At 36.4% G+C, this 12,062-nt stretch carries 11 protein-coding genes; all 11 read left to right on the top strand.

Features of this window, described 5'->3' with window-relative positions:
- Positions 1-217: 217 nt before the first annotated feature.
- Positions 218-943, top strand: coding sequence for a GntR family transcriptional regulator (locus H0173_RS01580; protein ID WP_221844159.1), 726 nt, complete (start codon positions 218-220; stop codon positions 941-943).
- Positions 944-1,024: 81 nt separating this feature from the next.
- A complete protein-coding gene (locus H0173_RS01575; protein WP_221844158.1) occupies positions 1,025-2,131 on the top strand; it encodes a BMP family lipoprotein in 1,107 nt (368 codons plus the stop codon).
- 318 nt (positions 2,132-2,449) lie between these two features.
- Positions 2,450-3,985 (top strand): ABC transporter ATP-binding protein, encoded by a 1,536-nt coding sequence (locus H0173_RS01570; RefSeq protein WP_221844157.1) that lies wholly within the window; start codon positions 2,450-2,452, stop codon positions 3,983-3,985.
- Positions 3,978-5,024, top strand: coding sequence for an ABC transporter permease (locus H0173_RS01565; RefSeq protein ID WP_221844783.1), 1,047 nt, complete (start codon positions 3,978-3,980; stop codon positions 5,022-5,024). The genes H0173_RS01570 and H0173_RS01565 overlap by 8 nt, the downstream gene beginning before the upstream one ends.
- A complete protein-coding gene (locus H0173_RS01560; protein ID WP_221844156.1) occupies positions 5,025-5,984 on the top strand; it encodes an ABC transporter permease in 960 nt (319 codons plus the stop codon). It begins immediately after the preceding gene.
- A gap of 257 nt (positions 5,985-6,241) precedes the next feature.
- Positions 6,242-7,522 (top strand): EF-P 5-aminopentanol modification-associated protein YfmF, encoded by a 1,281-nt coding sequence (gene yfmF, locus H0173_RS01555; protein WP_221844155.1) that lies wholly within the window; start codon positions 6,242-6,244, stop codon positions 7,520-7,522.
- Entirely contained in the window at positions 7,523-8,812 is a 1,290-nt protein-coding gene (gene yfmH / locus H0173_RS01550) for an EF-P 5-aminopentanol modification-associated protein YfmH (RefSeq protein ID WP_221844154.1), read from the top strand.
- An 84-nt stretch (positions 8,813-8,896) separates the two neighbouring features.
- On the top strand, positions 8,897-9,619 hold the full coding sequence (ymfI, locus tag H0173_RS01545) for an elongation factor P 5-aminopentanone reductase (RefSeq protein WP_221844153.1): 723 nt from the start codon (positions 8,897-8,899) through the stop codon (positions 9,617-9,619).
- Positions 9,620-9,714: 95 nt separating this feature from the next.
- Positions 9,715-9,975, top strand: a complete 261-nt coding sequence (locus H0173_RS01540; RefSeq protein WP_221844152.1) for a DUF3243 domain-containing protein — start codon at positions 9,715-9,717, stop codon at positions 9,973-9,975.
- A 293-nt stretch (positions 9,976-10,268) separates the two neighbouring features.
- Positions 10,269-11,063: a DUF3388 domain-containing protein gene (locus H0173_RS01535; RefSeq protein WP_221844151.1), complete on the top strand. Its 795-nt coding sequence runs from the start codon at positions 10,269-10,271 to the stop codon at positions 11,061-11,063.
- Positions 11,064-11,081: 18 nt separating this feature from the next.
- Positions 11,082-11,987, top strand: coding sequence for a helix-turn-helix domain-containing protein (locus H0173_RS01530; RefSeq protein ID WP_221844150.1), 906 nt, complete (start codon positions 11,082-11,084; stop codon positions 11,985-11,987).
- The last annotated feature ends 75 nt before the right edge of the window (positions 11,988-12,062 follow it).

Genomic DNA, 12,062 nt, shown 5'->3' with positions numbered 1-12,062 from the left:
TTGTGAGAAACTAGAAGTATCCTCCTCTGCAGAGAGTTTATATATAAGGATTTATTCTTAAAGATGAAAAATTATATTTGTAGTAGTACGTTTTTGGTACTTTTCAATAAATACTATTTCTTTATTTATTAAAAAATGATATAGTATTTTCGATTAGTAGGAAAGATTGAACATCAGAGGTCTGATGTCTTCAAGAAAATGTGTTGGAGGAACCTGCATGACCATTAAGTCAGATAATCGGCATTTATATTTACAAGTGATTGATCGCTTAAAGCAAGATATAGAAGTGGGAACATATAAAGAGAAAGAGAAACTCCCTTCTGAATTTGATCTTGCTAAGCAGCTCGGTGTAAGCAGAGCTACCCTCCGTGAAGCTTTACGGATTCTTGAAGAAGAAAACGTTATTATTCGCAGGCATGGAGTAGGGACATTTGTAAATGCAAAGCCTATGTTCACTTCAGGAATTGAACAGTTAAATACTGTAACTGACATGATATCAAATGCAGGAATGAAGCCTGGTACCATTTTCTTGAGTTCAGCAGCAATAGGACCAACTGAAGAGGATATTCGCCGTTTTTCATGTTCTAGTGATGAGGAAATAATTGTGATTGAAAGAGTACGTACAGCGAATGGTGAACCTGTGGTGTATTGTATTGATAAAATTCCAGGAAAAATTCTTGAAGAGAAATTTTCTCATGAACAAGAATCATTATTAAGTATTCTGGAAAATAAAGCAAACCGAAAAATTACATATGCATTCACCCAAATTGTGCCCCTTGGCTATCATGAAAAAATTTCCCCTATCTTAGAATGTGATCCTGAAACAGCATTGCTTGTTCTTAAACAACTGCATTTCGATGAAGCGGATGAACCAATCCTATACTCGGTTAACTATTTTAGAGCTGATAAGTTTAGCTTTCATGTTCTTAGAAAAAGGGTCTAGAAAGAAACAGGAAAAATAAACTAGTAATAGCTCTAAGCCTTTTCTACTATCAGATTAATAAACTAATAGGGGGTTAATACCTTGACAAAGCGTAAATTTGGTTTAGCACTATCTCTTGTGTTAGCTGCTGGTACGATTTTAGGTGCTTGTGGAAAGTCCGAAGAGAAAGATAATGGGGCAGCTAAAAACGAAAAAAATGAAAGTGCTTTCTCAGTTGCAATGGTAACAGATGTTGGCGGTGTGGATGATAAATCATTTAACCAATCAGCATGGGAAGGTCTAAAAGAGTTTGGAACGAACAATGGTATGGAGCAAGGCAAAACAGGTTATGATTATCTTCAATCTAAATCAGATGCTGACTATTCAACAAACCTAAACAAGCTTTCTCGTGAAGGATTTAATTTAGTTTTCGGTGTTGGTTTCCTAATGGTAGAAGATATTAACACAATTGCTCAACAACAAAAGGATACTCACTTTGGTATCATTGATGGTGTAGTTGAACAGCCAAACGTTGTAAGCGTTCTGTTCAAAGAGCAAGAAGCGGCATTCCTTGCTGGGGTAGCTGCAGCAAAAGCTACAAAAACAAATAAAATTGGTTTCATTGGCGGAATGGAAATTCCTGTTATTGAACGTTTCGAGTCTGGATTCTTAGCTGGTGTTCAAGCCGTAAACCCAGATATTAAAGTAAATGTTCATTATACAGGAGCGTTTGACAAAGCAGAACTTGGAAAAACAACTGCTTCTCAAATGTATTCTTCAGGCATTGACGTAATTTTCCACGCAGCTGGCGGAACAGGTAACGGATTATTTACTGAAGCTAAAGACCTTAAGAAGAAAGATCCTTCAAGAGAAATCTGGGCAATCGGTGTTGACTCAGACCAGACTGCTGAAGGTGTAGTTGAAATCGATGGCAAAAACCAAAATGTTATTTTAACTTCTGCAATGAAGGGTGTTAAACATGCAGTAATTGATATCTCTGAGAAATCAAAAGCTGGAGACTTCCCTGGCGGAAAAACACTAGTATATGGTTTAGCAGAAGAAGGTGTAAACCTAGCACCGATTAATGAGGAAGTTGCTAATAAAGCAGATATTGAAACTGCTGTTAACGAATGGTCTGAAAAAATTAAAAAAGGTGATATTACAGTTCCAGGCACATTAGATGAACTGAAAAATTTTAAGGCACAGTAATATTTTCCTATATAAGAGGAATAAGCGGGTTTGAATAACCGGCCCCCTTATTCCTTTTTTTAGATTCTTATATTTTTGTTAAAATAGAAGCTTAATTGAAGTGCAGAAACATATTTTTCTGCACTTCACTTAAGATTTTATTGACTTTACAATATTTGCTTTGCTGAGCCAAATTTGAATTGGATTCATGAAGTAACTAAAGGAGCACATTATCTCTGAATTAATATCTTCAGTATAATGAAGCGAAAATTAGTTTATTAAAGGTCTGACATCTTACTACTATTACTTTCCTTTTATTTTGAGCAAGGAGTGAAAATGATGGAATATGTAATTGAAATGCTCAATATCCGTAAAGAGTTTCCTGGAATAGTTGCGAATGATAATATAACCCTTCAGTTAAAAAAAGGTGAAATTCATGCGTTGCTTGGTGAAAATGGTGCTGGGAAATCAACTCTAATGAACGTTCTATTTGGGCTATATCAACCAGAACAAGGAGAAATTCGTGTAAAAGGGAAGCCAGTGAAAATTACAAATCCGAATATCGCAAACGATTTAGGAATTGGGATGGTGCATCAGCACTTCATGCTAGTAGATCCTTTTACAGTAACCGAAAATATCATTCTTGGAAAAGAAACAACTGTCGGTGGCAAGATTGATATTAAAAAAGCGGAAAAAGAAGTAAGAGAAATTTCAGAAAAATATGGTCTTGCTGTTGATCCTAGAGCTAAGATCGCTGATATTTCAGTAGGTATGCAGCAGCGTGTAGAAATTTTAAAAACGCTTTACCGAGGTGCAGAAATTCTTATTTTTGATGAGCCTACAGCTGTTTTAACGCCTCAGGAGATTCATGAGCTTATTCAAATCATGAAGGCATTAATTAATGAAGGTAAATCTATCATCTTAATTACACACAAATTAAAAGAAATAATGGATGTCTGTGATCGTGTAACAGTCATTCGCAAAGGTGTAGGGATTGGCACAGTCAATGTAAGTGAAACAAATCCAAATGAGCTGGCAAGCTTAATGGTTGGCCGGGAAGTTACATTTAAAACGGAAAAGAAAGAATCGCAGCCAAAACAGGACGTTCTTGTTATTGATGATCTGCATGTTAAGGATTCTCGAGGCCTTCCAGCAGTTGATGGTTTAAGCCTGACAGTAAAAGCAGGAGAGATATTAGGAATTGCAGGAGTTGACGGAAACGGTCAGACGGAATTGCTTGAAGCTATTACAGGATTGAGAAAGTCTGAAAGCGGTTCTATTAAACTTAATGACAAGGAAATTCGAAATTTAGTGCCTAGAAAAGTAACTGAATCGGGTATCGGGCATATTCCGCAGGATCGCCATAAGCACGGTCTTGTACTTGATTTTCCTATTGGGGAAAACATGGTTTTGCAAACATATTACCAAAAGCCATATTCCAATAAAGGCATTTTAAATTTTAAAGAAATTAATAAAAAGGCTAAAAGTTTAATTCAGGAATATGATGTTCGTACTCCGAGTGAATATACTCCCGCACGGGCATTATCAGGTGGTAACCAGCAAAAGGCTATTATTGGCCGTGAAGTTGACCGTGATCCTGACATGCTGATTGCTGCACAGCCAACAAGAGGTCTTGATGTTGGAGCAATAGAGTTTATTCATAAACGTCTTATTGACCAGCGTGACCATGGAAAAGCAGTTTTGTTATTATCATTTGAGCTCGATGAAATATTAAATGTAAGTGATAGAATTGCTGTTATCTATGAAGGGAAAATTGTTGCGGTTGTAGATCCAAAACAAACGACTGAACAAGAATTAGGACTATTAATGGCTGGTTCGAAACGGAAGGAAGCAGGTGAAGAAGCCAATGTCTAATCGCTTTAAAAATTTAATTGTTCCCGTCCTTGCAGTTTTATTAGGAATGCTTGCAGGTACAATCATAATGATTGCGACGGGCTATAATGCAGGCGATGCGTTTTATGCTCTTTGGGATGGTGCATTTGGGGATATTTATTATACTGGTGAAACAATTAGACAGGTAACTCCATATATTCTTGCAGGACTAGCTGTCGCCTTTGCCTTTAAGACCGGATTATTTAATATCGGTGTAGAGGGCCAGCTGATTGTTGGATGGCTGGCAGCAGTTTGGGTAGGGGTTGCCTTTGATCTTCCAAAATTTATTCATTTACCGTTAGCTATTTTAGCAGCAGCGGCAGCAGGTGCATTGTGGGCTTTTATACCAGGCTTTTTAAAAGCAAGGTTTCGAGTACATGAGGTTATTGTCACAATCATGTTAAACTATGTGGCCTTGCATATTTCCAACTATATTGTAAGATCTGTTCTTTCCGAAAAAAGTGATCGTACTCCTAATATTCATGATACTGCATCACTGCGTTCACCATTTCTTGAAGGTTTAACGGATTACTCCCGATTGCATTGGGGAATTGTTGTTGCACTTATTTGTGTATTTTTAATGTGGTTCATTTTGGAAAAGACAACTCGCGGATTTGAACTTAGAGCTGTTGGAATTAATCAGCATGCATCAGAGTATGCTGGGATGAATGTTCGTTCAAACATCATTCTATCAATGGTCATTTCAGGTGCCTTTGCGGGTCTTGCTGGGGCGATGGAAGGACTCGGTACATTTGGGTATACAGCAATAAGAGGCGGATTTACAGGAGTTGGATTTGATGGTATTGCAGTAGCATTATTAGGTGCTAATGGGCCGATTGGCATCATTTTAGCAGCGCTCTTATTTGGTGCTTTAAAAGTTGGTGCTTTAAATATGCCACTTGAGGCTGGGGTTCCAAATGAGCTTGTTGATATTATTATTGCATTAATTGTATTTTTCGTTGCAGCAAGTTATATGATTCGAATCTTTATTGACCGCATTGGGAAAAAGGGGGCGAAATAAGTGGGCATCATGGATATATTAGCAATTATCATTCCCTCTACTATGCTTTGGGCAGCACCACTTATATTCACTGCTTTAGGCGGAACCTTTTCTGAGCGTTCTGGAGTTGTTAACATTGGACTAGAGGGGTTAATGGTTATTGGTGCTTTTACAGCCATTGTCTTTAACTTGACTTTTGCTAGTACATTTGGCGAAATGACTCCTTGGGTTTCACTTTTGGCAGCAATGGTTGTCGGAGCATTTTTATCTGTTTTTCATGCAATTGCTTCTATTACATTTAGGGCTGACCAAGTAGTATCAGGGGTAGCAATCAATTTATTAGCAATTGGAGCTGCACTATTCCTAGTAAAGTTTATCTATGGAAAAGGTCAAACAGATATTATTCAAAAGGGATTTCACAAAGTTGATATTCCAATACTAGATAACATACCTGTACTTGGAAAATTGTTTTTCTCTAATACGTATTACACATCCTATGTGGCTATTATTGTAGCAATTATTGCGTGGTATGTAATTTTTAAGACACCTTTTGGTTTAAGATTACGCGCTGTCGGGGAACATCCAATGGCTGCAGACACAATGGGAGTAAATGTAACGAAAATTCGTTATATCGCTGTTATTCTTTCTGGAGCGCTTGGTGGAATTGGCGGAGGAATTTATGCACAGTCAATTACTTCAGACTTCAGTCACGCAACAATAAGCGGACAAGGATTTATGGCTCTGGCGGCAATGATTTTCGGTAAATGGCATCCGCTAGGTGCAATGGGTGCGGCTTTATTCTTTGGTTTTGCCCAAAGCTTAAGTATTATCGGTTCAAGCTTACCGTTCCTTGAGAACATTCCTAATGTCTATTTATTGATTGCACCATATGTGTTAACTATTCTTGCGTTAACAGGATTTATCGGGCGTGCGGATGCCCCAAAAGCATCAGGTGTGCCATATATAAAGGGTTCCCGCTAATTTTTGCAAAGACTCCAGTTTTGGAGTCTTTTTTTTTGTATCTGTCGAAAATATTGCTTAAGCTATATTAGCAGCAATCTTTACGAGAAAAATTTTTGTTTTTTCCATATAAGTTAATAACTTGAAATATGGAAATTGGGCAAGTTATATTTAGAATATGATTTATTTAAAATAATTTTGATGAAAATAACCATTATAAAGCAACATAAGATAGTAAAGCATCATGAATAATAACAGGTTAATCAGGAGGATCGGTTATGGATATCTTATCGGAAGCCATTAAACCCATGAATGGCTATAAGCTTCATGTCGTAAAAACAGAAAAATATAAAACAAATACATTAGTTTGGAAAATGAAAGCTCCGCTTAATAAAGAGTTTGTTACACTAAGAGCTTTATTGCCATATGTTTTGCAAAGCAGCAGTGAAAAATACCCGACTACGGGGAAACTTCGATCCTATTTAGACGAACTTTATGGTGCCACTTTTTATGTCGATTTAGCAAAAAAAGGGGAATATCACATTATTAGTTTTTCATTAGAAATGGCGAATGAGAAATTTTTATCTGACCAGACCCCTCTTTTAAAGAAAGCTTTTGAATTTTTATCAAATATATTAACAAAGCCAAATGTTTCTGGAAACGCATTTGATAAAGAAACAGTAGAGAATGAAAAGAGAACATTAAAGCAGCGGATTCAATCAGTTTATGATGATAAAATGCGTTATTCAAATTTTAGACTCGTCCAAGAAATGTGCAAAGATGAGCCATACTCACTCCATGTTCACGGAGAGAAGGACGATGTTGATTCAATTACTCCAGAAAGTCTATTTCAGTACTATCAGGAAGCTTTAAGCCAGGATGAGATGGATCTTTATGTAATTGGAGATGTAAATGAGGACGAAGTAGAATCATTCGCAAAAGAGTTATTACATTTTGGAGCAAGAACACCACTGAAAATAAACGCATCTCAGTATACAAATAAAACGAACGTCCATGAGGTAGTTGAAAAACAGGATGTAAAGCAAGGAAAATTAAATATTGGCTATCGGACAAATATTGTTTATGGTGACGATGAGTACTATGCCTTGCAAGTATACAACGGAATATTTGGTGGCTTCTCTCATTCAAAGCTTTTTATTAATGTCAGAGAAAAAGCAAGCCTTGCTTATTATGCAGCAAGCCGTTTAGAAAGTCATAAAGGATTATTAATGGTCATGACAGGTATTGATAACAAGAATTTTGATCAAACCGTAAGTATTATTAAAGCGCAAATTGAAGCGATGAAAAATGGCGACTTTTCCGAAGAAGAGGTATCCCAAACGAAAGCAGTTATTAAAAACCAGCTGCTAGAGACAATAGATACTTCTAGAGGAATAGTAGAGGTCTTATACCACAACGTTGTTTCACAGAAGGATGTCACTCTTCAGGATTGGATGGATAAAATGGATCTGGCCACAAAAGAAGACATCGTAGCTGTCGCAAATAAAATATCATTAGATACGATTTACTTCCTAACTGGGAAGGAGGAGAACATGTAAATGGAAAAGATAACGTTTGAACAGCTTAATGAAGAGTTATTTTATGAAAAGCTTGAAAATGGTCTCGATGTATATATTTTGCCAAAGGCAGGATTTAATAAGACATATGCAACATTTACAACGAAATATGGATCGATTGATAATCATTTCATTCCTTTAGGAAAAACTGAATATGTAAAGGTTCCGGATGGTATTGCACACTTTTTAGAACATAAACTATTTGAAAAGGAAGATGGAGACGTTTTCCAGCAATTTAGCCGTCAGGGGGCTTCTGCTAATGCCTTTACTTCTTTTACGAGAACTGCGTATTTGTTCTCAAGTACATCCAATGTCGAAAAAAATCTTGAAACGTTGATTGATTTTGTTCAATATCCATATTTTACAGAGGCAACGGTAGAAAAGGAAAAGGGGATTATCGGGCAAGAAATCACGATGTATGATGATAACCCGGATTGGCGCTTATATTATGGTTTAATTGAAAATATGTATAAACATCATCCGGTGAAAATTGACATTGCTGGAACGATTGAAACGATTTCTCACATTACGAAGGATATGCTTTATGAATGCTATCATACTTTCTACCATCCAAGTAATATGCTCCTATTCATAGTTGGTCCTGTAAATCCTGATGAAATCATGAAACTTGTTAGAGATAATCAGGCCAATAAAGATTATAAAGAAATGCCGGAAATTAAGCGTAAGTTTGAAGATGAACCTGCAGAAGTTGCAAAGGAAAAACAGGTTCTTCAAATGAATGTTCAAACATCGAAGTGTTTAGTTGGCATTAAAGCAAAAAATCCTAACCAATCTGGGCAGGAATTATTAAAAACAGAATTAGGCTTAAATGTGATGCTGGATATCATGTTTGGCAAGAGCTCAGATTACTATAGTACACTTTATAATCAGGGCTTAATAGACGATACATTCTCTTTTGATTATACACAGGAAAATGGTTTCGGCTTTGCAATGGTTGGCGGTGATACAACAGAACCAGACCGGCTTGCCGATGCACTAAAGACAATTCTACTAAAAATGAAAGACAAAGGGACCTTTTCTAAGGAAAGCCTGGAAAGGACAAAAAAGAAAAAGATTGGTACATTTCTTCGGGCAATCAATTCTCCAGAATATATTGCCAACCAATTTACACGCTATGCTTTTAATGAAATGAATTTATTTGATGTTGTTTCAACTCTAGAAGGGCTGCAATTGGAGGATATTGAAGCTCTGGCAACGGAGTTTATTTCTGAAGATAGATTCTCTATATGTCAAGTTGTTCCGAAAAGTTGAAAATTAACGGAAATAAGATGATAATAAAAGAAAGCGCCTGTATATTTGGCGCTTTCTTTGTTGTAAATTTTTGGAGTGAATAAAATGAGAAAATATGTATTAATTACAGGAGCAAGCGGAGGGATTGGAGAAGCGATTGCTGTTAAATTAGCGGAGGAAGGCTGCCATTTATATTTACATTATCATGAGAACAAAAAGGCGATTGAAAATCTTTTAGAGCGTCTTAAAGCATTTGGAGGCGAGTACATTCCCATTCAAGCTGATTTATCAACTAAAAATGGCTATAAAAAAGTTACGAAAAACATTTTTTCCCTGGACGCCATTATTCATAATAGCGGAATAAGCCATTATGGCCTTTTGTATGATTTGGAAGATGGAATGGCAGAGAAGCTAATCAATTTACATGTGACTACTCCTCTTTTACTGACGAGGGAGTTACTGCCAAAATTACTCTCTAAAGGAAGCGGTGGGATCATTGTTATTTCTTCGATTTGGGGGCAGACAGGTGCAGCCTGTGAAGTAGCATATTCAACTGTAAAAGGGGCTCAAATTTCTTTTGTAAAGGCATTAAGCAAGGAGCTCGCCTATAATGGCATTAGGGTGAATGCTGTGGCCCCAGGTGCAGTTCAAACTGCAATGCTTGAAGGATTCACATTTGAAGAACTAGAAGGAATCAAAAATGAAATTCCAATGGGGAGGCTTGCATCACCTGAAAATATAGCTGATTCAGTTTCATTTCTATTATCAGATAAATCGTCCTATATTACTGGACAAATATTAGCTGTAAATGGCGGCTGGTATACATAATAATCGCAAACCTTTCATGAATATTTTCTACCTCCAATAACCAAAATAACTGTGTACAGGATTGTACAACTTAAGTTTTAAAGGAGGATATATTCATGTCTGTACTTGATAATTGGCAGCAGTGGAAGGATTTTCTTGGTGATCGTCTAGATCAGGGACAGCAACAGGGAATGAATAAAGAAACAGTAACTAGCCTTGCTTATCAAATCGGTGATTACTTAGCGAACCAAGTAGATCCGAAAAATGAGCAGCAGCGTGTATTATCTGATTTATGGTCAGTTGCAGACAAGGATGAGCAAATGGCCATTGCCAATATGATGGTAAAGCTTGTTGAGAATAACGGAACACATCAATAATATTTGACAGAAAAAGAGAGGAGAGATCCCTCTCTTTTTTGCTTATTATGGAAATAGAATTTGCTGCTCTCGAGAGCTTTTTTGCATTTTTTCAATAAAATTGGATATTCTTTTGATTTATAAAGAATTTTCTCCTTTTTCCATTGTTATTCTTGGTTTTTCCTTTCATCTTTTTACAAAATCATTTATTATAAAAGTGCGTATTCATAAAGAGGACAAATAGACCTTTAATATTAAACCTCTTAAAGCATTAGAAGGGTTCGTGAAGAACGTTAATGAGGAGGTTATTTAGTTTGAGTAAGACAGAGTGGTATTTAGAATATGAAATACAAAAGAACCGGCCAGGTTTGCTCGGTGATATTTCTTCCCTTCTAGGTATGCTTTCAATTAATATTGTCACGATAAATGGTGTTGATGAGGGAAGAAGAGGATTATTAATTCTGGCAAAGAACAACGAACAAATTGCTCGGCTTGAGTCAATTCTAAATAGAATGGATACAATAAAATTAATTAAACTCCGAAAACCGAAATTACGAGACCGGCTAGCCGTCCGTCATGGAAGATATATACAAAGAGATGCAGATGACAAAAAGACATTCCGTTTTGTCAGGGATGAGCTTGGACTATTAGTTGACTTTATGGCAGAATTATTTAAGCAGGAAGGTCACAAACTAATTGGTATAAGAGGAATGCCCCGTGTAGGAAAAACGGAATCCATAGTTGCTTCAAGTGTTTGTGCTAATAAACGCTGGCTGTTTGTTTCGTCCACACTCTTAAAGCAGACAATTCGTAATCAGCTCATTCATGACGAATATAACGAAAATAACCTATTTATAATTGATGGAATTGTTTCGTCTAGAAGAGCAAATGAAAAGCATTGGCAGCTTGTACGGGAAATTATGAATATGAATGCTGTAAAAGTGGTTGAGCATCCGGATATTTTTGTAGAAAACACAGAGTATTCAATTGATGACTTTCACTATATTATAGAGCTTCGCAATGATCCGGAAGAGGAAATAAAATATGATATTGTCGATAAAACCAAAATGATCTCTGAATCTGATTTTGGAGGTTTTGATTTTTCGTAAGTTGGAAGGTGTTATAAATTGTCAGAACTAGGAAATCGGCTAAAAGAAGCCCGATTGGCTAAGAACTTAAGTCTTGATGACTTACAGATTGCCACGAAAATTCAAAAGCGTTATTTAGTTGGAATTGAAGAAGGAAACTATAGCATGATGCCTGGTCAATTTTATGTACGGGCTTTTATTAAACAGTATGCAGAAGCGGTAGGTTTACACCCAGAAGAACTATTCGAACAATATAAATCAGAAATTCCCTCTACAATTAATGAGGATATTCCGGAAAAGCTTTCAAGGGTGCAATCTAGAAAAGAAATTGCAAATAGCGGTTCAAAGGTTTTCGATATCCTTCCGAAAATATTGATTGCTGTATTTATTATTGGTGCAGCTGCTGTTATTTATTACTTCATAACCCTTAAGGGGGATGGTAATCAGGGGAAAGGACCTGCAAATAATAGCGAAAGCGAACAAGTACGGCTTGAAGAATCAGATAACTTTGCAAAAGACACAGACAAAAATTCAGATAAAGAGTCTGCAACAACAGATAAGGAAACAGATTCTTCACAGGATGAGGTTATAGAAGAACCTATTGCTCCTAAACAAGAAATTACTGTTTTGCAATCAAGCGGCAGACAAACGATTTATGAATTAAAAAATGCTGATAAGTTTGAGTTAAAAGTTGTATCAACTGGGGAAACTTGGGTAAATATTAAGAATGGAAAAGGTACCTCATTCTTTCAAGGAATGCTGACAAAAGGGGATACCGAAAGCCAGACGTTTGACTTTTCAAAGGAAACGGAAGCGACAATTGTTGTAGGGAATTCACTGCAAACAGAGATTTATGTGAATGATGAAAAGATTCAATTTGCCATTGATCCATCAAAGTCAGTTCGGCAAGATATTACCATTCGCTACTTATCAAGCACCGAATAGTCATCAGATGATGACTATTTTTCACTTTTTTCAAGTATAAAAATTGGCAGTAATTATATAATGCAGATGTCAATA

The sequence above is a fragment of the Bacillus sp. S/N-304-OC-R1 genome (assembly GCF_019749375.1).
Classification (GTDB): Bacteria; Bacillota; Bacilli; order Bacillales; family Cytobacillaceae; genus Cytobacillus.
This window is presented reverse-complemented; position numbering and strand designations above follow the sequence as displayed.

Bases quoted from the DNA above. Each gene is read 5' to 3' on its own strand.
- H0173_RS01580 (WP_221844159.1), top strand. From the start codon at position 218: ATGACCATTAAGTCAGATAATCGGCATTTATATTTACAAGTGATTGAT.
- H0173_RS01570 (WP_221844157.1), top strand. From the start codon at position 2,450: ATGGAATATGTAATTGAAATGCTCAATATCCGTAAAGAGTTTCCTGGA.
- H0173_RS01565 (WP_221844783.1), top strand. From the start codon at position 3,978: ATGTCTAATCGCTTTAAAAATTTAATTGTTCCCGTCCTTGCAGTTTTA.
- yfmF (WP_221844155.1), top strand. From the start codon at position 6,242: ATGGATATCTTATCGGAAGCCATTAAACCCATGAATGGCTATAAGCTT.
- yfmH (WP_221844154.1), top strand. From the start codon at position 7,523: ATGGAAAAGATAACGTTTGAACAGCTTAATGAAGAGTTATTTTATGAA.
- ymfI (WP_221844153.1), top strand. From the start codon at position 8,897: ATGAGAAAATATGTATTAATTACAGGAGCAAGCGGAGGGATTGGAGAA.
- H0173_RS01540 (WP_221844152.1), top strand. From the start codon at position 9,715: ATGTCTGTACTTGATAATTGGCAGCAGTGGAAGGATTTTCTTGGTGAT.